Source organism: Mesorhizobium sp. LCM 4577, assembly GCF_001854795.2.
Taxonomy (GTDB): domain Bacteria; phylum Pseudomonadota; class Alphaproteobacteria; order Rhizobiales; family Rhizobiaceae; genus Mesorhizobium; species Mesorhizobium plurifarium.
In genome coordinates, this window is record NZ_MDDU01000006.1 from 123,062 (window position 1) to 146,233 (window position 23,172).

Consider the following 23,172-nt stretch of genomic DNA (forward strand, 5'->3'; position numbering starts at 1 on the left):
GCGGCCTTGCCTTCCAATGTCTCCGCCACTTGCCTTTCGTCCCTTCGGTTCAGGCCACCGCTTCGAAATAGGTGGCAAATTCCGCGCGTATCGCCGTTTCGTCGGCGACGTCGCGATCCTTTATATAGGTCAGCGCCCGCTCCGCGCGCTGCATGGACTTGCCCGACAGCGCCGCCGTGCGCGAGGCGATCCCCGACATCTCCTCGAAAACGCCGTTGCAGTGAAGGACGAGATCGCAGCCGGCCGCAAGGATCGAGGCCGCCTTTGTCGGGAAATCCCCAGAAAGTGCCTTCATCGAGGTGTCGTCGCTCATCAACAGCCCGTCGAAGCCGATCTCGCCGCGGATCACCTGATTGACGACCTTGGCGGACGTCGTCGCCGGATTGTCGGGGTCGACGGCGCTGTAGACGACATGCGCGGTCATCGCCATCGGCAGCTCGTTCAACGCCTTGAACGKGGCGAAATCATGCCGACTGAGCTCGTCGAGCGGCGTATCGACGGTCGGCAGCGCGAAATGCGTGTCGGCAAAGGCGCGGCCATGGCCGGGAATATGCTTCATCACCGGCAGCACGCCGCCCGACATCAATCCCTCGGCCGAAGCGCAGCCGAGCTCGATCACCGCGTCGGGCTCCTTGCCATAGGCGCGCGCGCCGATGACGTCGCTGGCGCCTTCGACCGGAACGTCGAGCACCGGCAGGCAGTCGGCCGTTATGCCCAGGCGGGAGAGATCGAAGGCATGCAGCCGCGCCATCAGCCAGGCCGCGCGGCGGCCGGCTTGCTTGTCCTCGCGCCACAACGCGCCGAGCGCGCCGCCCGCGGGATAGTTCGGCGCCAGCGGCGGACGCAGGCGCTGCACCCGGCCGCCTTCCTGGTCGATGAAGACCGGGGCGCCTGGACGGCCGACGCAGTCACGCATCGAGGCGACAAGGTCGCGGATCTGCCCGGCCTCGCCGATGTTGCGCGCAAACAGGATGAAGCCCCAAGGGCGTTCGTCCCGATAGAAGCGGATTTCGTCTTCGGTGAGGGCTTTCCCGGCGCAGCCGAGGATCATGGATTTTGATTCGCTCATGGACGGAAGCTTAAGGCTTTGAGCGGGCAAAGGGAATCACCCCTGCCCTCGGACCGGCCAAAGCCCGCAACCGTCCACAACGAAAAGCCGGCGCGGCCTTACGGCGGCGCCGGCTCTGAGAGACCAATATCCCGTCAGCGCGATACGAAGCAGTTGCCGCCGGCCGCCTTGTAGCTGGTGCAAAGATTGATCGCATCGTTGCGCGACTGGGCCGGGACGCGGACACGGTAGAAGGTGCCCTTGCCTGCGACCTCGGCCTTGACGATGTTGGCGGTGCGGCCGGAGAGCACGCTGCCATAACGGCGCTGCAGGTCCTGATAGGTCGACTGCGCGCTCTCGACCGTCGGCTGCGAGGCGATCTGCATCGACCACGAGCCGCCGCCGGCCGCCGCCGCCGGATCGATGGAAGCGACCTGGTCCGGCTTGACCTCGCCGACGATATCGACCGGCTGGTCGGACGGGCGCGCCGGCGCCACCGGCACCGTTGCCGGGGTGTTGGCCGACTGCGCCTTGGCTTCAATCTTCTTGGCAGGCTTCGCCGGCTTGATGGTCGCTGCATCAGCCTGGCCCGTATCGGCCTGGCCCGCGTCGGAAGCCACTGTTCCCGTCTGCTGGCCGTCGGAGGCCTGCGCGACATGCTGCGGCGCTGGATCGCTCGGCTCGGCCGCCGCGACCTTCGGCGCAACCGGGGCCGGATCCTCGCGCGGCACCAGCGAGCCGTCAGGCTTGACCATCATGGTCTTCACCTTGCGCGGCGCGACGGCGACGACATCGTTGTTGTTGGCGGTGTTTTCGGCATCCTGCTGCAACACCTGGGCGATGCGGTCTTCCGACTTCGGCGCCGGCGCGGCCGGCTGCGCGCTTACCGGTGCGGCAGGTTGCGCGCCTTCGGGCACAGCGGCTTGTTCGACGCCGGGCAACGCCGAGCTTGAATTGTCGGCGGCATCAGTACCCGCCGCGGCGCCGTTATCGTTGGGCGAAAGATCGACCACGCGGCTCTGCGGCGGCTCCTTCGAGGCCAGGTCCACGGGCTGCTCGGTGGTGTTCACCAGCTTCTGCTGCACCGGCTCGGCGGGCTTGGCCGCGCCGGCGCCCTTGGTCACCGCGTCATAAACCTTGTTGTCCTGGTTCGGCACAACCGTGCCGCCCGGATTTTCCGGCTTCACCTTGATCGGCGAATTGTCGGCCTTGACGATCACCGGAGCCTCGCTGCCGCCCTTGCCGCCGAAGGAGAAGGCCAGAGCGCCAAGACCGCCAAGAACCACGACGGCGCCGACGAGCGCCGCCACCATCATGCCGCGCCGGCGCGGCTGCGCCGCCTCACGCTCGGCAAGCCCGGGGATCGCCATCGCTTCCTCGAGCTCAGGGTCGTAATCGAGCTCTTCGCTGGCGAAGTCGTCCTGCTGCGAAACCGGCCGACTGCCGGGCAGATCGTCGGCGTCGTAATCGTTGGCGACGGCGAACGAAGCCTGAGCAGGCGGAGCCGCCGGGGTCTCGGCGCGCAAGTCGCGACGGTCATAGCCGTTGAAACCGGCATTGTAGGATTCGTCGTCATAGCCGCGGTTTGGCACGGGCGCCGACGCGATCTCCGTCGCGTTCATATCGGTGAGCAGGCTGGCGAATTCCGCATCGAGATCGTCGTAAGCGGGGGCCGCCGGCTGGTCTTCCTCGAAGCTGAGCTCCGGAATGTCGAGGTCGTCGGCGAGCGCAACCACGCGCTCCGGAACATCGACAGTCTCCACATCCGGCACGTCCTCATGCCGGCGAGCCTGCGACGAAGACGCCGGCTTGGCGTAGGTGGAATAATCCACTGCCGGTTCGCTGCGATAGTCAGGCGAGGCAGGCGCCGCCATCTGCACCGGCGACGAAGGCGCTGCCTGCGCTGGAGCCGAGGGCACTGCCTGCACCGGCGCCGGGGACGCCGGCTGGGCGGCGAACGAAGCCTGCACCGGGGCGGCGGTCGGGGTCGAACGGCTCCACGACCTTGACGGCTCGGCGGAATGGAGCCAGCCGGACGAATTTGCCGGAGACTTCGCCTGGGCGGCGGCCTCCTGCTCGGCCTCGATACTCCGGGCGAAAGCGGCGCCGAAGGCGTCGTCGTCGAAATCAACGTCCGGTTCGGCCCTGGAAGGCTCGGTCTTGGCCGGGGCCACAAAATCCTGGCGGTCGAGCTCGCTGGCAAGCAGGTCGTCCAGGTCGCTTTCGACCGGCTGAGCACCCTGCCCGTTCGGCGCCGGCTGGTGCTCGTCGAGATCCCAGTCGAGATCGTCGGCTGCCGCCTTCCCGCTCGCGTGGCTCTCGGGTTCCGCAACCAGCCGTGGCGCGGGAGCAGGCTCCATGACCGCCGGCATCGGCCGCGCGGTCATGGCGCCGAGCAGCGCATTGAGCTCGTCCTCCAGGCTACGCTCGCTGGCGGCCGGCTTCATCGGCTCAACGGCGGCGACCGGCGGCACCGGAGCAGCGACGACGGGAGCCGGCTCAACCACGGCCGGTTGCGGCGCGGCAACGGGCTCGACGACCGGAACTTGCGGCTCCTCGTTCAGCGCATCGCGGAAGCTGAGTTCGAAATCGTCCTCGAGGGTCAGTGCGGCGGTAGGTTCGGGCGCGGCGAACTCCGGCTCGGCGGTAAAGTGGGCCGTCTCGACTTGGGGCTCGACCATTGGCGCGGGCTCGTCGTCAAGCGACAGCGCCGGCTCCTGAAGACCCTCATCCTGGTCCGCATTGATATCGGCATCGCTCATCGCCTGGTCGAAATGGCCAGCGAAATCATCCTCGGAAATCAACGGGGCGGCGGCATGAGCTTCGACCGGCTCGACGGCCGGCGCGTGCTGCTCCGGCTCGTGGCTCTCAAACGACAGCTCGTCTTCGAGCGACATCTGGACCGCATTGTCGAAATCGGCGTCGAACGCCTCCTCGCTCGCAGCCTGCACGGCTTCGACGGCGTCCTGACGGGTGTCAGCCGGCTCATAGTCTAGGTTGGCGGACTCGTGATGGTCGAGCTGGAAATCCTGGTCCAGCGAAGCCGCCATTTCCTGATCGATCGGAAACTCGTCCCCAAGCGGCGAGGCATCAAGCGGCGAGACATCCAGCGAACTGGCGACCGCCTTATCGAAATCATCGTCGAAAGCCACTTCCGGCTCGGGAGCCGCTTGTGACTCAGACGCGAAATGGGCCTCCGCCGCAATGTCCGGCTCCGGCGCGACATGCGGCTCGGCCGCGAAATCCGGCTCCGGCGCGCGGGCCACGACGAAGTCGGCATGATCCGCCGCGTCGTCGAACACGAAATCCTGCTCGAAGGAGGCGGTAAGCTCGTCGTCATTCGCGGGACCGCTGGCAGCCTCGAGGGCCGTCTCATTGCTGATCCGATGCAGCGCCGCCTGCTGGGTGACCGGCGCGCTTTCCTCGACGGAATCGAACTCGCCCATCAACTCCTTCTCGAGGTCGATGTCGAAATCGTCAGCCTCCACGGCCTGATTGGCCGGCATGGCCTTCTCGACCGCGGGGGCCGGCTGCCGCACCGGCTGGCGCGGGTCGAAACCCATGATCCGGGTCAGTTCCGCGAACGGATCATCGTCGGCGATGTCGTTGTGGTCGGCTACTTTCAGCGGGGTTCTGTCTGCCATTATTGTTCCCGAACTCGCACAAAGTCGGACGCCATGGACGTCGCGCAGGGTTGGCCCTTACCAGCGCAATGTGGGCAAAAGGTGACAGGTTTTTTAGTCAAACCTAACGCATTTCAGTGGGCGCGTCTGCCCCGATCAGCGTCAGGCCGGAGGTCAAGACATCCGAAACAGCCTGCACCAGCCCTAGTCTGGCATAGGTTGATTCTCGGTCGTTAACCTTAACAAAACGTAAGTCCTGGTTGTCATGGCCGCGATTCCACTGTGCATGGAAGCCGGAGGCCAGATCGTAAAGGTAAAATGCAAGCCGGTGCGGCTCCAGCGAAAGCGCCGCGGACTCGATCAGCCGCGGGTATTCGGCCAGCTTCCTAATCAGCGCGATTTCGCCCTCGTCAGCCAGCGCGGCCACGGAAGCCGCGAGCCGGTTGCGGTCGAAATTCGCCTCGCCGAGCTGCTCGCTCGCCTGCCTGAAGACGGAATGGCAGCGCGCCGACGCGTATTGCACATAGAACACCGGATTGTCCTTCGACTGCTCCGTGACCTTGGCGAAGTCGAAATCGAGCGGCGCGTCGTTCTTGCGGTAAAGCATCATGAAGCGGATCGGGTCGCGGCCGACCTCCTCCACCACGTCGCGCAGGGTGACGAAATCGCCGGACCGCTTCGACATCCGGACCGGCTCGCCGTCGCGGAACAATTTGACAAGCTGGCAAAGYAGAACCGTCAGCTTGACGCTATCGCCGGCAACCGCCCGCGCCAGAGCCTCGAGCCGCTTCACATAGCCGMCGTGGTCGGCGCCGAGCACATAGATCAGATCGACGAAGCCACGCTCGACCTTGTCCTTGAGATAAGCGACGTCGGCGGCGAAATAGGTGAACGAACCATCCGACTTGACGAGCGCCCGGTCCATGTCGTCGCCGACCGCGGTCGAGCGGAACAAAGTCTGCTCGCGGTCCTCCCAGTCGTCCGGCTTCTCGCCCTTGGGCGGCGGGAGCGTGCCCTTGTAGATATGCCCTTTGAGCGTCAAGTCGGCGATTGCCGCCCTGATCTTCCTGGCGTTGTCGGCATGCAGCGTGCGCTCGGAGAAGAACACGTCGTGATGCACGTTGAGCAGCGCCAGATCCTCGCGGATCATCGCCATCATCGCGTCGACGGTGCGATCCTTGACGATCGCCAGCGCCTCCTCTTCCGGCATTTGCAGCAGGCCGCGGCCGAATTCCTTGGCCAGCGCCTGGCCGACTGGGACCAGATAGTCGCCCGGATAGAGACCGGACGGGATCTCGCCGATGTCGTCGCCGAGCGCCTCGCGGTAGCGCAGGAAGGCTGAGCGGCCGAGCACGTCGATCTGGGAACCGGCGTCGTTGATGACATATTCCTTGGTCACGTCGTAGCCGGCGAAGGCCATCAGATTGGCGAGTGTGTCGCCGACCACGGCGCCGCGGCAATGGCCGACATGCATGGGCCCGGTCGGGTTGGCCGAGACATATTCGACATTGGCCTTGCGGCCGCCGCCGATGGTCGAGCGGCCATAATTGCGTCCCTCGCCGAGCAGCGCCGACAGATGCGCGTGCCAGAACGCGTCCTTGAGCCTGAGATTGACGAAGCCGGGCCCAGCGATCTCGGCCGAGGCGATATCGGCGTCGCCCCGCAGCGCTTCGGCGAGTTTCTCGGCAAGCGCGCGCGGGTTCTGCCCGGTGGGCTTGGCCAGCACCATCGCCGCGTTGGTGGCGAGGTCGCCATGACTGGCGTCGCGCGGCGGCTCGACCGCGATGCGCGACAGGTCGAGCGCGGCCCCTTCCTTGTCCTTCAGGTCAAGGGCTTCGACGGCCTTTACGATCCGCGCGTTGAAATCGGCGAAGATATTCATTGGAAGTGCTCTGGGCTTTATGAGGCGACCGGCCCAACGGCCGGCAAAATCGAGGCTCGCCCTAGCCCAAATCGGGCGTATGGTCAAACAGACGCCGATGTTCCTTCAAGGCATAGGTGTCGGTCATGCCGGCCAGGAAGTCGGCGACGCTGCGCGCCTTGATGCGGTCCTCGGCCCGGTCGAGCCCTTCGCGCCAGCCATCCGGCATGGCGCGCGGATCGGCGAAATAGACGTCGAACAGTTCCCGCACGATGCGCTCGGCGTCGGCCCGCACCCGCATCACTTCCGGATGCCGGTAAAGATGCTTGTAGAGGAAAGCCTTCAATTCCTTCTCGGCCGCGGCCATGCCTGTCGAGAACGTCACCAGGGTCTCGCCCGCCGCCCGCACCGCATCGGCGCTGTCCGGCTTCAGGCGTTCGATATTGCCGGTGGTCGATGCGATGACATCCTCGACCATCAGCGTGATCTGCCGGCGCATCAGTTCGTGGCCGGTGCGGACATCGTCGAGCTGAGGATATCTGGCGCGCACGCCCTTCAGGATCGAGCCAGGCAGGCCGACTTCCCCCAACATATCCAGCGTCAGCAGGCCGGCACGCAGGCCGTCGTCGATGTCATGGGTGTTGTAGGCGATGTCGTCGGCGATCGCGGCGCATTGCGCCTCGATGCCGGCGAAGCGGTCGAGCTCCAGGTCGTGCAGTTCGGAATAGTCGCGGATCGCCTGCGGCACCGGACCCTTGAGCCCCTTCCCGCTCGCATCGGTCAACGGGCCGTTATGCTTGACCAGCCCTTCCAGCGTTTCCCAGGTGAGGTTCAGCCCGTCGAATTCGGCATAGCGCCGCTCGAGCCGCGTCACCACGCGCAGCGACTGCGCGTTGTGATCGAAGCCGCCCCAGGCCGCCATCTTCTCGTTGAGCGCGTCCTCGCCGGTATGGCCGAAGGGCGTGTGGCCGAAATCATGCACAAGAGCCACAGCCTCGGCGAGGTCCTCGTCGCCACGCAATGCCCGCGCCAGCGCGCGAGCGATCTGCGCCACCTCGATCGAATGCGTCAACCGGGTGCGATAGTGGTCGCCCTCATGCGCGACGAAAACCTGCGTCTTGTGCTTCAGCCGACGAAAGGCGGTGGAATGGATGATGCGGTCGCGATCACGCTGGAACGGCGTTCGGGTCGGGCTTTCCGGCTCGTCGAACAGGCGGCCGCGCGAGCGCGCCGGGTCGCTCGCGTAAGCCGCGCGCGGCCGATCGCCGAACCCGATGTCGCCGAGAGCATCCTCGCCCTGCCGCTCGTCCATTGATCCACCAGTTGACTTGGCCACGCCCGCTTCATACCTATCATGTGAAACCGAAAGCAAGGTGACGCCGATGGGCGCTGATGCCAAGACTGCCATGAAGGTCGAAATGACCGACGCCGCGGCAAAGCGGATCGCCAGGATCGTCGCCGGCGAACCGGGCAAGACCGCCCTGCGCGTTTCCGTCGAAGGCGGCGGCTGCTCCGGCTTTTCCTACAAATTCGATCTCGTCGCAGATGCGAATGATGATGATGTCGCCATCGAGAAGGACGGCGCGACCATCCTGATCGATGATTTGTCGCTGGTCTATATGGGCGGCTCGGTGATCGACTTCGTCGATGATTTGATGGGCCAGTCCTTCCAGATCAGGAACCCGAACGCGGTCGCCTCCTGCGGCTGCGGCACCAGCTTCTCCATCTGATCGGCTGCAATTTCGCAGGCCTATGACCGGTGCGAACCGGGTAGCGCATGGCTGCGTCGGCTGACTATTGGCAGGAATGCGACCGGACGCCMTTTCTAAAGAGCCGTGCAGGCAATACGATCCGCTGCGTCGAACGCCTTCCGTCCGAACAGCATCGAGGCCTGCATGAAGATCGTCACCTGGAACATCAACGGCGTTCGCGCCCGCATCGGCAACCTCACCCACTGGCTGACCGAAAGCGCGCCCGACATCGTGTGCCTGCAGGAGATCAAGACGGTCGACGACCAGTTCCCGCGCGCCGAGATCGAGGCGCTGGGCTATAACGTCGAGACCAACGGCCAGAAGAGCTTCAACGGCGTCGCGATCCTGTCGAAGCTTCGTTTCGACGAGGTCAACCGCGGTTTGCCGGGGGACGATGCGGACGACCATGCCCGCTTCATCGAAGGCGTCTTTTCGACCGACCAGGGCGCCCTGCGCGTCGCTTCGCTTTATCTGCCCAACGGCAACCCAGTCGATGACGAGCGGAAGTTTTCCTATAAATTGGCCTGGATGGCGCGGCTGGAGCGCTGGGCGGAAGAACGGCTGCGGCTCGAGGAAGCGCTGGTGCTGGCCGGCGACTACAACGTCATTCCGGAGCCCGCCGACGCCCGCTTTCCCGAAAACTGGCTGGGCGACGCGCTGTTCCAGCCGCAGACGAGGCAGGCCTTCCGCCGGCTGAAGAATCTCGGCTTCACCGAGGCGGTGCGCTCGGTGACGGACTCGGCCGRCGTCTACACCTTTTGGGATTACCAGGCCGGCGCCTGGCAAAAGAACAACGGCATCCGCATCGACCACCTGCTGCTGTCGCCGGAAGCCGCCAACCGCTTCTCGTCGGCCTCGGTGGAAAAGCACGTGCGCGCCTGGGAGAAGCCTTCCGACCACGTGCCGGTCGCGATCGAGCTCAGCCTGCAGCCCGCCTGAGACGTTCTGGACCAGATATCGCCACAAATCCGGTTTTTGATGCGGATTGCTGTGGGGGTTGAATGGCGATCCGATTTCTTTTCCGGCCGGTCGGCCTTGCTTTGGCGCTTGCCGTGCCGACGCCCTCGTTGGCGGCGCCGACCTGCTTGGCCAACGGCAAGTCCTTCACTATCGGCCAGACGGCGTGCCTGACTGTTGCCGGCGAAAGCCACCTCGCCCGCTGCGACATGGTTCTGAACAACACGTCCTGGACGAAGATCAAGGACGAATGTCCGGGAGACGCGCCGAAACCGCACCCGACATCGATCTCGACCCCGGCGCCCGGCCCAGCGCCGACTGAGCCGACCGAAAACTGAGGCTCCGCTGATCTCCCATCGAGGCTACGCTATGCACAGATTTTCTGTGGCTGGCGCGACTGATCAGGCCCCGGCTTGATTGCCACGTGGTTCCCCCAATCCGTCGCTGCTTCGCAGCACCACCTTTCCCCCCTCCGGAGGGAAAGGAAGGGAGCCTGCCCGACGAGCGTCGACGGCAAATAAGCTTGGCGCCTTTCCTCTACCCCGTCGATCGGGGGAGAGGTGGCTCGGCGAAGCCAGGACGGAGTGGGGGTCGACCAGCGCACCATTGGACAATGCATGCGCCACGCTGCCATGCATGCTATCGCCAAAGGCCAGCCGCTTGGAAATCCGGCGCTTACTGGTCGCCGTTGTTGCCTTTGGTCAGGATATCGTCGGCGAGCGAGATCGCGGTCCGGCGATCGGCCTCGCCGGCCGCGGCGAAAGCCTCCTCCTGCATGCTGCGGATCCAGGGCTGGTCGGCGGCCGGAGCCCGCTCAAGCGCGGCCGTCATCATCGCCAGGCCGCGCACGATCTTGCCGCTCTGGAACAGGAGATTGCCGAGCGTCGCCTGCGCGCCGGCATGGCCCTTCTCGGCCGCCAGCTGCAGCCAGCGGCCGGCCTGCTTGACGCTGGCCTTCACGCCGCCCTCACCCTTGAGGAACATCCGGCCGATCTCGAACTGCGCGTTCGGGTTGCGGTAGTTGGCGGCGGCGCGCATGTAATATTCCTGCGCAGCGACGTCGTTCTCCTCGACCGGCGTGCCGGGAATGCCCTTGCGCAGATAGTCGCCGAGCGCCACCAGCGCGTCCGACACATAGCTTTCCTCCGGCGAGCCGGGCTCGACATCCTGGTCGACGATTTCCGAGAAGAACTTGAAGGCGGCATAGTCGTCGCGCGTCACGCCGTCGCCTTCGGCATACATGCGCGCGAGCTTCCACGTGGCGCCAATCTGACCGTTTTCGGCAGCGTATTTATAGGCCTCGACCGCCTGGTCCTTGTGGCCGTTCTTGTAGGCGGAGAAACCGAACTGGAACACGGCCCACGGGCTCGACTGCGGCTTCACGCCGGTCTTGTCGTCGAACACCTTGTCGTCGAAGGCCATGGCCTGCCCAACGGCTGCCAAGGTCGCAAGCGCGACCAGTGCCGAAAAGACAGATGACCTCAACACCTCAGATGTCCGCATAGCAGCGCGTTTCTTCTGCGGCACCCGGATGGGTCACCGCGCCATCGCGGGCCGACCCTACCGTCTGCGCGTATTTCCAGATCGCGCCGGACTGGTAGTCGGTTCTGCGCGCCTTCCAATTCTTTGCCCGGGCCGCCAGCTCGGTGTCCGACAGGGCCACTTCGATGGTGCCTTTCAGGGCGTCGATCGAGATCACGTCGCCATCCTTGACGAGGCCGATCGGTCCGCCGACCGCCGCCTCCGGCCCGACATGGCCGATGCAGAAGCCGCGCGTGGCGCCGGAGAAGCGGCCGTCGGTGATCAGCGCCACCTTGCCGCCCATGCCCTGGCCGTAGAGCGCGGCCGTCGTCGACAGCATCTCGCGCATGCCTGGACCGCCGCGCGGCCCCTCGTAGCGGATGACGAGAACCTCGCCTTCCCGGTAGTTGCGCTGCGTGACCGCTTCGAAGCACTCCTCTTCCGAATCGAAGCAGCGCGCCGGTCCTGAGAATTTCAGTTCCGACATGCCCGCGACCTTCACGATCGCGCCTTCGGGGGCAAGGTTGCCCTTCAAGCCCACAACGCCGCCTGTCTTGGTGATTGGCCGATTGGCGGGACGCACAACATCCTGGCTCTCATTCCAGGAAACGTGCTCCATATTTTCGGCCAAAGTGCGGCCAGTGACCGTCATGCAGTCGCCATGCAGATAGCCGTGGTCGAGCAGCGTCTTCATCAGCAGCGGAATGCCGCCGGCCTCGAACATGTCCTTGGCGACATATTTGCCGCCCGGCTTGAGGTCGGCGATATAGGGTGTCTTCTCGAAGATCGCCGCCACGTCGAACAGGTCGAACTTGATGCCGGCCTCATGCGCGATCGCCGGCAAATGCAGCGCCGCGTTGGTCGAGCCGCCGGTGGCCGACACGACGGTGGCGGCATTCTCCAGCGCCTTGCGCGTGACGATGTCGCGCGGCCGGATGTTTTTGGCGACCAGTTCMATGACCTTTTCGCCCGAGGCGAAATTGAAGCGGTCGCGCATTTCGTAGGGCGCCGGCGCGCCGCAGGAATAGGGTAGCGCCAGGCCGATCGCCTCGGCGACCGTGGCCATGGTGTTGGCGGTGAACTGGGCGCCGCAGGAACCAGCGGAAGGACAGGCCGCCTGCTCGATCTCGAGCAGCTCGGCATCGCTGATCGACCCGACCGAATGCTGCCCGACCGCCTCGAACACGTCCTGCACGGTGATTTGCCGGCCGCGATAGCTGCCGGGCAGGATCGAGCCGCCATAGATGAAGATCGACGGCACGTTGAGCCGCACCATCGCCATCATCATGCCGGGCAGCGACTTGTCGCAGCCGGCAAGGCCGACCAGGGCATCGTAGCAATGGCCGCGCATGGTGAGCTCGACCGAATCGGCAATCACCTCGCGCGAAACCAGCGACGACTTCATGCCCTGGTGGCCCATGGCGATGCCGTCGGTGACGGTGATGGTGCAGAACTCGCGCGGCGTGCCGTTGGCGGCCGCAACGCCCTTCTTCACCACTTGCGCCTGGCGCATCAGCGAGATGTTGCAGGGCGCGGCTTCATTCCAGCAGCTGGCGACGCCGACCAAAGGCTGCGCGATCTCGGCCGCCGACAGGCCCATGGCATAGAGGTACGAACGATGCGGCGCGCGCGCCGGACCTTCGGTCACGTAGCGGCTGGGCAGCTTGGCCTTGGAGATTGCCTTGGCGTCCATCATCGTCCTTGCCGCACACCCCGCGGCYGGTCCCATCGCCGGGCCAACCTGGCACGCATCCCGAGACATAACTCGGGTGCTCCGGGTTTATGGCGGGAAATGGGCAGTTCCCTCGGCAAGCCTTTTAGCGCGGGGGTTGTTCATAAACTGTTGCCAAAACGTCACAATCGTTTGGGGCGCCGGTTACGCGGCGAATCTGCAACAGCGGGCGGAACGGTGAAGCCAAAACAGCAGTCACGCAACGAAAAAGGCCGGGCGATGCCCGGCCTTTTTGTTGAATTCTCAGAAACTTAGAACTTGATCTTGACGCCGCCAGAAATCGCCGTGATCAGATCGTTGCCGACGTCGTAGGTGGCATCTGTACCAGCTGTATATCCATTCGCGTCAGTAAGCGTTCCGGAATGGCCGCTCGTCATGACGCCGATGGCACCCGCCAAGCGAAGCTCAATATTTGGCCGGGGCGTGTAGGCAACACCGCCGCCGAGCGTCCAGGTATCGGTTTGGACGCCATAACCGTGCGAAGTACCGCGATCCCAACTAAGCTGGCCGGCAGCACTCCATTGATCATTGAACTTGTGACCTACGCCGCCCGAAACAGTCCAGCCGTCACGATACATCAGGTCAAGAGAGGTAAGCCGGACCGGCTTGGGGGAAACCGTTGTACACGCGGCCAAACCTCTGGTCTGCTCGGAACAGATCGGAACACTTTGGAGAGTGCTCCAGTTAACCCATTTGATCGAACCAAATGCGAGCCAGCCGGGAGCGATACCCGACTGCAGTTTCAATTCGACCGAGTCAGGCATGTACTGCGTGGAGCCGTAGATTGGGATCATGCCCTGACCAATACTCGTCAGATCCAGCGTTCCCGAGATGTTGTCAAGCTTGACTTTCGAATTGTAGACCAAGCTTGCCCGGAGCGCGATCTCAGGGATTTCGTAGGCAATGCCGGCGCGCCAGCCCCAACCGCTTGCCTCGAGGTCGACGCGGCCCATCGGCGACGGCCCAACTGGATTGAAACCTACCAAGCTCTCCTTGAAGCCTGAAATGTCCTGATAGAACACGCCGCCAATAAAACGGAGCTGGCCCTTACCGGCATCGAACTTGTATGAGCAGGTACCGGCGTAGTTATTGCTCTTGATATCCGTTTCAACGTTCGAAAACGCGCCATTCCACGACGCGCCAGGGGCGGTATGGGCACCCCACGGCTGCGAATAGTCGACCATGCAATCGACGCCCTGCACGACCTGAGCCTTCACGCCGATGCGCGGCACCCAATAAGGCTCAGCTCCGTCGGCAGTAGAACTGAGAAAATTGAAGCCCAACGGCCCCGTTGCATTCTTGTACTTGCGATCCGGCATCACATACGTCGCTTCTGCCTCCGTCGCGACCGGCGCCGGATCGAAAAGCAGATCAATGTCGTAGCCGCCGCGCTCCAGACCGCCGGCATGCGCTGGGTTCATCGCGGCGCCGATCAACGCGATCGAAAAGCAGCCTGCCCCCGCCAGAGCTTTGAGCCGCAAAATATTCATGGAAATCCCTCCCCGAAATACAAGTGGCTCAAGCTAGAACCAATTCGGGTTAATGACGCAACAACGATTTCAAGAGCTGTACATGTACATCTTGACAGCGCGTATTCTTGCTATGGTGGCTGGCGCCACAATTGGCCCCGAAATCGCACCGATAGACGCCTGACAGCTAAAAAAAATCCGCAAAAACCACCCAAAACAGACCAAAAACAGCCCTTTTTGGGTATAGCGGCCCCCATTGTTACATTATGGCAACAATGGGGCGCAAACTTTCCGTTTACGTCAAAATTAACGTAGCGGCACGGCCATTTTCGAGGCAGCTAACGTACCGGAAAGCGCCTCTCCCCGGTGCCGAATCTTGGCCGTCAGCCGGCGTCGCGGACCCTGGTCAAAGCCACCGAAAGCTTCTCCTGCGCCTCACGATATTCGGCGAGTTTCTCACGCTCGGCCTCGACCACCTCTTCCGGCGCATTGGCGACGAACTTTTCGTTCGACAGCTTCTTGTGCAGGCGCGCGATCTCCTCGGTGACCTTCGCCAGTTCCTTCTGCAGCCGCGCTGCCTCGGCCTGGAGGTCGATCAGGCTGCCGAGCGGCAGGCTCACCGTCGCCTCGTTGAGCACGATCTGGGCCGAGCCTTTCGGCGGCGCGTCGGCGAGCGCGATATCGCCGACACGCGCCAGCCGCTTGATCGCCTGGGCGTGGCGCTCCAGCCGCTCCTGCGTCAGCGTATTGGCGCCGATCACCATCAGCGGCGCGATCGCCGCCGGCGGCACATTCATTTCCGAACGCACCGAGCGGATGCCGGAGACAAGATCGACCAGCCAGTTGATGTCGGCGGCGGCCTCCTCGTCCTCGAAGTCGGGCGACGGCCAGGCGGCATGGCAAAGCAGCGAGGAGCGCTCCTTGCCCTCGCCCGCGGTCTGTGCCCAAAGCTCCTCGGTCATGAACGGCATCATCGGATGCAGGAGCTTGTAGATCTCGTCCAGCACGAAGGCGACGCAGGCCCGGCTCTCCGCCTTGGCGGCTTCGTCCGTGCCCATGAACACCGGCTTCAACAGCTCCAGATACCAGTCGCAGAACAGGTTCCAGACAAAGCGGTAGGCCGCGCCCGCGGCCTCATTGAAACGATAGCTGGTGATGCCTTCGGTGACGGCACGCGCCGCCCGCGTCAGCTCGGTCAGGATCCATCGGTTGACCGGCAGCTTGGCGTCGTTCAGCCAGAAAGCGTCGTCGCGCGCGACTTCGTTCATCTCGGCGAAGCGTGTCGCGTTCCACAGCTTGGTGCCGAAATTGCGGTAACCGGCGATGCGGGCCGGATCGAGCTTCACGTCGCGCCCCTGCGCCGCCATGACGGTCAAGGTGAAGCGCAGCGCATCGGCGCCGTATTCGTCGATCAGCTCGAGYGGGTCGATGACGTTGCCTTTCGACTTCGACATCTTCTGCCCGTTCTTGTCGCGCACCAGCGCGTGGACGTAGACCGTGTGGAACGGCTCCTCATCCATGAAGTGCAGGCCCATCWTCATCATGCGGGCGACCCAGAAGAAGATGATGTCGAAGCCGGTCACCAGCACGTCGGTCTGGTAGTAGGTCTTGAGCTCCGGCGTCTGGTCAGGCCAACCGAGCGTCGAGAAGGGCCACAACGCGGACGAGAACCAGGTGTCGAGCACATCCTCGTCGCGGGTCAGGATCTCGCCCGGTTGGAAGTTTTCGAGCTTGTCCTCGACCCAGGCCTTCCACGGCCCTTCCAGCGCCAGATAATATTCAATAGCGGCAGCAAGCGCCTCCTCTTCTGTCTTTTCGACGAAGACATGTCCGTCCGGGCCATACCAGGCCGGGATCTGGTGGCCCCACCAGAGCTGGCGCGAGATACACCAGGGCTGGATGTTCTCCATCCAGTCGAAATAGGTCTTCTCCCAGTTCTTCGGAACGAAGTTGGTGCGCCCCTCGCGCACAGAGGCGATCGCCGGCTTGGCGAGCTCGGCGGCGTTGACATACCACTGGTCGGTGAGGAACGGTTCGATCGGCACGCCGCCGCGATCGCCATGCGGCACGGTATGCCGGTGCGGCTCGACTTTGTCGAGGAATCCGCCGGCCTCCATCAGCTCGACGATCTTCTTGCGGGCAGTGAAACGGTCGAGCCCATCGAGCTCGTCCCACATGGCCTGGCGCGCCGGCGTCACCTCGAGGCCGGCAAGAAAGTCCTCATTGTCCTTCAGCTTGATAGCCGCCTCGACCGTCAGGATGTTGATTGCCGGCAATTTATGGCGCTTGCCGACCTCGAAATCGTTGAAATCGTGCGCCGGCGTGATCTTGACCGCGCCGGAGCCTTTCTCCGGATCGGAATACTCGTCGGCGACGATCGGTATCTTGCGGCCGACGATCGGGAGCACGACGTTGCGGCCGACCAGATCGGTGAAGCGCTCGTCATCCGGATGCACGGCGACAGCCGTGTCGCCGAGCATCGTCTCGGGACGCGTCGTGGCGACCGTGATGAAGGTCTTCGGGTTCTCGGGGTCGAACGCCTCGCCTTCGATCGGATAGCGGAAGTGCCAGAGATTGCCGTTCACCTCGTGCTGYTCGACCTCGAGGTCGGAAATGGCGGTGAGCAGCTTCGGGTCCCAGTTCACAAGGCGCTTGTCCTTGTAGATCAGACCTTCCTTGTAGAGCGTGACGAAGACCTCCAGCACCGCCTTGGACAGGCCTTCGTCCATGGTGAAGCGTTCGCGCGACCAGTCGGCCGAGGCGCCGAGGCGCTTCAGCTGGTTGAAGATCGCGCCGCCGGATTCGGCTTTCCACTCCCAGACTTTCTCGATGAACTGCTCGCGCGTCAGATCGCGGCGGTGGATCTGCTTTTCCATGAGCTGGCGTTCGACCACCATCTGCGTGGCGATGCCGGCATGATCCATGCCGGGCTGCCAAAGCACGTTCTTGCCGCGCATGCGCTCGAAGCGCACGAGAATGTCCTGCAGCGTGTTGTTGAGCGCATGGCCCATATGCAACGAGCCGGTGACGTTCGGCGGCGGGATGACGATGGTGAAGGCCTCGGCCCCTTCCTCCGCGCCGGCGCCGGCCCGGAAGGCGTCAGCCTCTTCCCAGATTTTGGCGATCTTCGGCTCGACGGCTTTGGCGTCGTATGTCTTTTCAAGCATGGAGGAAATCCGAACTGTCGGGAACAAGCGTCCGGTGTAAATCGGAAGGTCTTGGCCGAGTCAACCGCGAGAGCTGCGATCGCTCTCACAGATAGGCCGGCCGTGGCCGGCGGCAATCCCAGCCGGTTCCGCAATGGCGCGCCCGGCTGGTGCAAGCCGCCGGCAGATCACTTTGCCTGAACCGCTTCCACGCGACGGCGGCCTCAAACGAAAGCGCCGCCCCAAGGGCGGCGCTCTAAGCCTGCGTGTTCCGGCGGCTTACTGCGCCCCGCGCGCCACGCGCTCGATCTCCTCGCGCACCAGCCTTTCGACCAGCGTCGGCAAATTGTTGTCGAGCCAATCCTGCAGCATCGGCCGCAGCATCTCCTCGGCCATCTCGTCGAAGCTCTTCTTGCCGCGGCTGGCAAAAGCGTCGGAAAGCTCGCCGAAGGCCGCAGCGACCTGCCGGCCCGTATGCTCCGAAAGGATCGCGGGCCGCGCCGGCTGCGCCTCCGGTTCGGATGCCCGGGAGCCGCCGGCTTGCGCGGAAGCGTCCGCCGCCCGAACCTCTTCCTTGTCGATCTCGACCTTCTCGATCTCGACCCACGATGCGGCTTCCGGCGCCCGGGCGGTCGGCTTCGCGGTGACCGTGCTGCCGCCCGCCGCCGCGATTTCCCGCCGCCAATCGGTGACAATGGTATCGGCGGTCTGCGGTGCGTTTGCCGCCGCAGGCTTGCTCGCAACCGGCGACGCGCTCGACTGAGCAGCGCTCCTGGCCCCGACCTCCGACAAGGTCGCCGGCGCGGGCGCCGCCTTGACCGGCTCGTGGCGAGCCTCGGCGCGCGCCGGCGCCGGATCGGTCGCGGCAAGCTGGGCCTGGACCTCCGCCAGCGTCACCGGCTTGCGGGCGTCGGCGTGCAATTCAGAGCGAAAGGCGTCAACCTCGACATTCGGTACGGACGCGAGAGGCACGGCAGCGGCGGCCGGCTCCAGGTCCTGGCGCAGCTCGCCAGCCTCGGCCGGCTGCTTTCGCCCGGTGTCGCTGTCTTCGATGATCCTTCGGATGGAAGCCAGTATCTCTTCCATGGAAGGTTCGCGCTGCGCGCTGCTTGCCGTCGCCATCGTCACATCCGCCGCCCTAGTGACTTGCCAAAGAACCAGACCATTCAAGCACTTGACCTGCTTTAGGCCTTGACCCGTCCCAGAATTCCGTTCCTGCCCGGTATGGAATTCGAATCAATGGAGACAGCGTAACCGACCGATCGTCATCCGAGAATCCCCAATCTGGGGGCTCGTTGGATTTCAACAGATTAGGCGAAGCGCAGCCCCGTCAGCCGTCCGGAAAGACAAACGCCGCGCATCCAACAGATGCGCGGCGTTTGTCGAAGCTTGGGTCTGAAATCAGCGCCCGTCAGGCGTGCGCAGGCCGTACCATTTGTCCTTGACGGCGTTGTAATGCTCTTCCGGCCTGTATTTGGTGACCGCCAGACCAAGGCGATCGACCGACAGGCGGCCCATCGCTGACAGGATGGCGTAGCTCGCCACGACCACGTCGCGCTCGGAGCTAGCCTGGTTGATCTTGGCGGTGATGACGGCATTCTGCGCGTTCAAGACGTCCAGGGTCGTGCGCTGGCCGACATTGCGCTCCTCGATGACGCCGTTGAGCGCCAGTTGCGCGGCATCGATGACCTGCCTGTTGGCATCCACGCTTTGGCGCGCGGCGACATATTGCGTCCAGGCCGAAACCACCGCCTGACGCACCTGGTCGCGGCTGACATCGACCTGGATACGGGCCTCGCTGAGCGATTCCTTGTTTTGCCGCACCAGTGCCGAGGTCCTCCCGCCCGAATAGATCGGAATGGTGAGCGTGGCGCCTATATTGGCCGAGGTTGAGGTGCCATTGGTTCCGGTGAGATCGGGAACGGAGTGGCTGTAATTGTCAGAAACGCCCGCGGAGGCCGTCACCTGCGGCAGCAGCGCGCCTTCCGAAGATTTCACCGAGAACGCCGCCGCATCGACAAGATGCTGGGTGGCAAGGATCGCCGGATGCTCGGCGGAAGCGACGGCCAAGGCCGAATCGAGGTTGCCCGGCAACAGCTTGCCCAGCGGCGAGGCCGCCTTGAGCTTGCCCGGCTCGTCGCCGACGATCTGGTGGTAAGTGGCCGCGCTCGCCAGCGCCGTCGCGCGGGCGGCGCTGAGCTGCGCCACGGCCGTGGCGCGCGAGGCGTCGGCCTGGGCGACGTCCGTGCGGGTGCCCTCTCCGACCTCGAAACGCGAGCGGGCGGCGCGCGCCTGCTCGGTCAGGAACTGCAGGTTCTGTTCGGTCAGCACCGCGATCTGGCGGTCGCGAATGACGTCCATATAGGCGCTCGCCGCATTGAACAGGATGTTCTCTTCGGTGTTGCGCAGGCTTTCGACCGAAGCTTTCACCTGCGATTCGGCGGCGGCAACATTGTTCTTGGTCTGAAACCCGTCGAACAGCGTCTGGTTGATCTGCACGCCGAAACTGCCAGTCGTTATGTTCCGAGTGATGCCTTGCCCGTGGGTACTGGTGTAGTCGATGCTGCTCGAACCGGTGACGGTCGGGCGCCAGCCCGACTTGGCGATGGCAACGCCCTCATCGGTGACACGCACGCCGGCGCGGGCGGCGTTGAGCTGCGAATTGTATTGGTATGCTTTGGCGAGGGCGCCCGTGATGGTCTCGGCGGAGGCGGCCAGCGGCGAAAGCGCCGTGGCCGAAACAAGGATAGCTACTAAAACACTCTTGCGTAGAGGCGGCACGTTATTTCCCTCATTCGTTTTGCATGGGAACCACGCCGCGATAGCCTACCCTTACGGATCGGCCAGCGCCGCGTTGTCTATCGTTCCCCCGCTGACAGCCTTCCGGAAACGCTCGGTTAACCAAATCAGCAACGATTGTCAGGCGCAAGCGATCATGACAGCGCCTTCGCTGCAAGGCAAAAACGCTCAGAATTCAAACGCGTGAGCACGTTCAAAGCCCGGTAGTGGCTTAATTGCCGCATTAAAGGCCCGCCTTCCGGTTACAACCCCCCCTGCTTTGAAAAACAGCCGGGCCACGCCAGAGTTGCCCCGTCCTTCGACCGCAACCAGGCGTCCATCTTCCGCAAGCTGGTCGAGCAAGGCCTGCGGCACTTCCTCGACGCTGCCGCCGATGAAGATGACGTTGTAGGGCGCTTTAGCGGCATGCCCCTGCGGCAGCGGCCCGGTGATGACCGTGACGTTCTGGCAGCCGAGGTTGGAAAGCGTGGATTTGGCGGCCTCCGCCAGCGCGGGATCGCTCTCCAGCGCCACCACGGACCGCGCCAGCCTGGACAGCAATGCGGCGGAGTAGCCGGTGCCGCAACCGACATCGAGCACCGAATCGTTCGCGTCGATCTCGGCCAGCTGCAAAAGCTTGGCGAGCGGCGACGGCTCCATCAGATAGCGCGCGCCGCCGCCATTGGCGCCGTTGGAAATGCGGATGTCCTCATCGATATAGGCCAGATCCTGCTGTCCGGCGCCGACGAAGGCCTCGCGCGGAACGGTCAGCATCGCTTCGATGAGCGGCGCGCTGGTGACATCGGTTGTGCGGATCTGGCCGTCGACCATCTTCACGCGGCGTTCGGAGAAATCAGCGCTCATGTCCCAACAATCCGCTCCCCGCGCCAGRCACGCGGCCAAAACTTCGACTGGAACCCCGCTCCGGCGCGATTGCGCTGGAGCCCGCAAGCATCTGGAGGCCTCGCCCGGAATCGAACCGGGGTGCAAGGATTTGCAGTCCTCTGCGTAACCACTCCGCCACGAGGCCTCGCAATGCTCCCGGCGTTCCGAGCGAACTCATTATGTTGACGCTCAAAGGTCGTCAAGCGCCCGCGCGTCATTCCCGACGCTTTCGCATGGAGCGGCCAAAGTGGTGATTACCAATCGGTTGTCGGGGGCGCGGCATCGCCGGGGCGCAGCCGCCCCTGTCCCTCAGTCGGGCCGGCGCCGGCGCTCCCACCAGACGACGAAACGCCGCCGGTGGCGTCGGATCATGGCGAATTCATAGGACAGAACCAGGAGACCGAGCGGGACCATCCAGAAACCGAGAATCGGCAGAAAGCCCAGGAGTCCGCCAAGGGTAAGCAGCATGCCGATCGCGATTCGCCAGCCGCGCGAGCGCGGCATGGTGAACTCGCGGCCGAAAACCGAAATCTTGCGCGCCGGGGTGCTGTCGTCGTCAGCTGCCGTCATCCAAAATCAAATCYCATCTGCGGTCCATGCCATTTCAATGCGATAGCCGGCCGCTTTGTTTCGCGCCGATGTGAAGCCCTTCATATGTGTGCGCGCCGAAACGATGCCACATATAGCCGCATTAAAAACTGGAGAAAAATTGCGAATTGCTGCTTTGCAAAGCGGAAAGGTGTTTGCTATAGGCTGCGCCACTCACGTCAGAGCCTCCGTTCCCCGGTAGCTCAGTGGTAGAGCAACCGGCTGTTAACCGGTTGGTCGCTGGTTCGAATCCGGCCCGGGGAGCCAAGTTTTTCAAAAACATATAGATTTCACGGCCAGCCGTCGCGACTTGTCGGCTAGGCGGGTCTTGGCTCGTGGCGGACTTGAGCCGAGCATCCTCCGTTTGTATGGCGATAACCTTTGATCGGGCTGATAAGTTCAGTCGCAGCCGGAGCGTTGCGAGCCTTGCCGGTCAGGCCCGGCCTGACTGGTGCTACCCCGCCAGCCTTGCCGGGCCGCTCGTCTTCGAAGTGACGGCCGCTGTCGCCGACTAGGCCTCGTCCTCTTCGATCCCAATACTGTCCCCGTCTCCATGGACCTTGTTCCGATCCCAGTCGTTGGTCTTGTCAGGGGTTTTGACAGCAGCATCTCGGGTTTCGCGTTGCTTGTCCTTGCGGGGTTTGGGACCGGGCAGATCGCGCGATGATTTAGGTTCCATTGAGCTTATCCCTACGGCCGGACACAACTGGCAACGATAACCGGGTCCGAATGTTCCTGTTGTGGGACGGCGCCATCCGATCGCAAGCGTTCATCGCGGCCTGCCRGGCGTACCGGCTGGGGCGGCGCGGGGCGTGGAAGCGATGCGGTTAGGGAAAGGCAGCTCGCTTCCACTGCTCGCCGTCACCGTCGCTCGACGATTCCAGCAACGCAGTACAATCGATCACATCGTGAAACTGGGCGGTTGGGTCAAACCGAAGGCCGCAGCCGTAAGATCGCAGGTATCGCAGCCCTTTCATTTTTTGGAGCCTCGCCTGGCGTTCCTCTTCGCCCGGCAACGGTCGATTTGGGTTTTTGTTCTTTTCCATCAGAGACTGCATGGGCAGCCCCTCCGCCAGTTTCAATCATAACTCAACGATCCTATCGCTCGCCCTGCGACCAGCATCATCCATTTGCAGGCCAATGCCTCGATCAGGGCTGATAGACACACCTTACGAATCGGTAAGGAAGGCGTCCTGCATTCGGATGACGGACTGCTTTAGCGCACATTGATATAAATCCAGCGTTGCCAGTGCGGGCGTATGTTTTTAGTCCAACGCCCCGCCGACCGGCCCGGCAGCCTTCCTGAGCTGGCTTGCCGGGCCGCTCGCTTCACGGGCGCCGCTTCCCCGTCATGGGCCCAATCATCACAGTCCTTGGGCGGCCATCGCAATTCGCCAATCTTGCGACTGGCATTTCTCTTGCTCATCAGTTGAAGCGAACAAGGGAAAGAACGACGTTAGGCCCAACGCAATGGGCATTCAGTCCAAATTGCCGGTCTCAACGACGCCAAATAACCTTGCGAACGGAAGGCAGGGGCACATGGCGGGAAAACGGGCGATTGCAGTCAAAGATTGGTCGTGCGCCATGAGCGACGAGATTGGCCGCGTGGTCTTGGCCATAAACTCGACCGAAGGTGAAACGACCTATGTTCTTATGACAATCTTCCAAGCAGCAAAGATGGCCCAGGAGCTACGGTCGCCAAAGATGGTCCCCCGATACGACATGTAGCCGTCTCCGGCGAAGACACTGAGCAGCACATGAGTGGGGAAATCGGAGCCGGCGATCGGTGCCCGCATGGCGCCCCATTCAGGCG

16 protein-coding genes and 2 tRNA genes are annotated in these 23,172 nt (G+C 63.8%); 4 read left to right on the plus strand and 14 right to left on the minus strand.

The annotated features are described in order from the left end of the window. Positions 1-49: 49 nt before the first annotated feature. From nagZ to LCM4577_RS11205, 4 genes are all read right to left on the minus strand, one after another. On the minus strand, positions 50-1,069 hold the full coding sequence (gene nagZ / locus LCM4577_RS11190) for a beta-N-acetylhexosaminidase (protein WP_071071172.1): 1,020 nt from the start codon (positions 1,067-1,069) through the stop codon (positions 50-52). Between the two features lie 134 nt (positions 1,070-1,203). Next, positions 1,204-4,692: an SPOR domain-containing protein gene (locus tag LCM4577_RS11195; RefSeq protein WP_071071174.1), complete on the minus strand. Its 3,489-nt coding sequence runs from the start codon at positions 4,690-4,692 to the stop codon at positions 1,204-1,206. 103 nt (positions 4,693-4,795) lie between these two features. Further along, complete coding sequence (argS, locus tag LCM4577_RS11200; RefSeq protein ID WP_071071176.1) at positions 4,796-6,553, minus strand: arginine--tRNA ligase; 1,758 nt, start codon at positions 6,551-6,553, stop codon at positions 4,796-4,798. Between the two features lie 61 nt (positions 6,554-6,614). Beyond that, positions 6,615-7,844, minus strand: coding sequence for a deoxyguanosinetriphosphate triphosphohydrolase (locus tag LCM4577_RS11205; RefSeq protein WP_071071178.1), 1,230 nt, complete (start codon positions 7,842-7,844; stop codon positions 6,615-6,617). Between the two features lie 70 nt (positions 7,845-7,914). Between LCM4577_RS11205 and erpA the strand changes: the two genes are divergently transcribed. From erpA to LCM4577_RS11220, 3 genes are all read left to right on the plus strand, one after another. After that, positions 7,915-8,262, plus strand: a complete 348-nt coding sequence (erpA, locus tag LCM4577_RS11210; RefSeq protein WP_071031975.1) for an iron-sulfur cluster insertion protein ErpA — start codon at positions 7,915-7,917, stop codon at positions 8,260-8,262. A 165-nt stretch (positions 8,263-8,427) separates the two neighbouring features. After that, the gene (gene xth, locus LCM4577_RS11215; protein WP_071071181.1) at positions 8,428-9,222 is read left to right on the plus strand and encodes an exodeoxyribonuclease III; all 795 of its coding nucleotides are present in this window, start codon (positions 8,428-8,430) and stop codon (positions 9,220-9,222) included. Between the two features lie 62 nt (positions 9,223-9,284). Further along, on the plus strand, positions 9,285-9,578 hold the full coding sequence (locus LCM4577_RS11220; RefSeq protein ID WP_071031973.1) for a hypothetical protein: 294 nt from the start codon (positions 9,285-9,287) through the stop codon (positions 9,576-9,578). Positions 9,579-9,915: 337 nt separating this feature from the next. On the opposite strand, the gene LCM4577_RS11225 is transcribed toward LCM4577_RS11220, so the two are convergent. From LCM4577_RS11225 to LCM4577_RS11265, 9 genes are all read right to left on the minus strand, one after another. Next, a complete protein-coding gene (locus LCM4577_RS11225; RefSeq protein WP_041007341.1) occupies positions 9,916-10,743 on the minus strand; it encodes a tetratricopeptide repeat protein in 828 nt (275 codons plus the stop codon). After that, on the minus strand, positions 10,730-12,454 hold the full coding sequence (gene ilvD / locus LCM4577_RS11230; RefSeq protein ID WP_071071236.1) for a dihydroxy-acid dehydratase: 1,725 nt from the start codon (positions 12,452-12,454) through the stop codon (positions 10,730-10,732). The genes LCM4577_RS11225 and ilvD overlap by 14 nt, the downstream gene beginning before the upstream one ends. A 290-nt stretch (positions 12,455-12,744) precedes the next feature. Next, positions 12,745-13,983: an OmpP1/FadL family transporter gene (locus LCM4577_RS11235; RefSeq protein WP_071071183.1), complete on the minus strand. Its 1,239-nt coding sequence runs from the start codon at positions 13,981-13,983 to the stop codon at positions 12,745-12,747. A 362-nt stretch (positions 13,984-14,345) separates the two neighbouring features. Continuing rightward, on the minus strand, positions 14,346-17,129 hold the full coding sequence (locus tag LCM4577_RS11240) for a valine--tRNA ligase (protein WP_071071184.1): 2,784 nt from the start codon (positions 17,127-17,129) through the stop codon (positions 14,346-14,348). Between the two features lie 258 nt (positions 17,130-17,387). Further along, the gene (locus tag LCM4577_RS11245; RefSeq protein WP_071031969.1) at positions 17,388-18,230 is read right to left on the minus strand and encodes a PopZ family protein; all 843 of its coding nucleotides are present in this window, start codon (positions 18,228-18,230) and stop codon (positions 17,388-17,390) included. Between the two features lie 279 nt (positions 18,231-18,509). Further along, positions 18,510-19,889 (minus strand): TolC family outer membrane protein, encoded by a 1,380-nt coding sequence (locus tag LCM4577_RS11250; protein ID WP_071071186.1) that lies wholly within the window; start codon positions 19,887-19,889, stop codon positions 18,510-18,512. Between the two features lie 186 nt (positions 19,890-20,075). Then, complete coding sequence (locus tag LCM4577_RS11255; protein ID WP_041011776.1) at positions 20,076-20,750, minus strand: protein-L-isoaspartate O-methyltransferase; 675 nt, start codon at positions 20,748-20,750, stop codon at positions 20,076-20,078. Between the two features lie 92 nt (positions 20,751-20,842). Further along, positions 20,843-20,916 (minus strand) — tRNA-Cys (locus tag LCM4577_RS11260). A 164-nt stretch (positions 20,917-21,080) separates the two neighbouring features. Further along, positions 21,081-21,341, minus strand: coding sequence for a hypothetical protein (locus LCM4577_RS11265; protein ID WP_040981681.1), 261 nt, complete (start codon positions 21,339-21,341; stop codon positions 21,081-21,083). A 210-nt stretch (positions 21,342-21,551) separates the two neighbouring features. On the opposite strand from LCM4577_RS11265, the gene LCM4577_RS11270 reads away from it, so the two are divergent. Continuing rightward, a tRNA-Asn gene (locus tag LCM4577_RS11270) sits at positions 21,552-21,626 on the plus strand. 560 nt (positions 21,627-22,186) lie between these two features. Here the strand turns inward: LCM4577_RS11270 and LCM4577_RS11275 are convergent. Further along, positions 22,187-22,417 (minus strand): hypothetical protein, encoded by a 231-nt coding sequence (locus LCM4577_RS11275; protein WP_116390028.1) that lies wholly within the window; start codon positions 22,415-22,417, stop codon positions 22,187-22,189. Positions 22,418-23,172 lie beyond the last annotated feature (755 nt).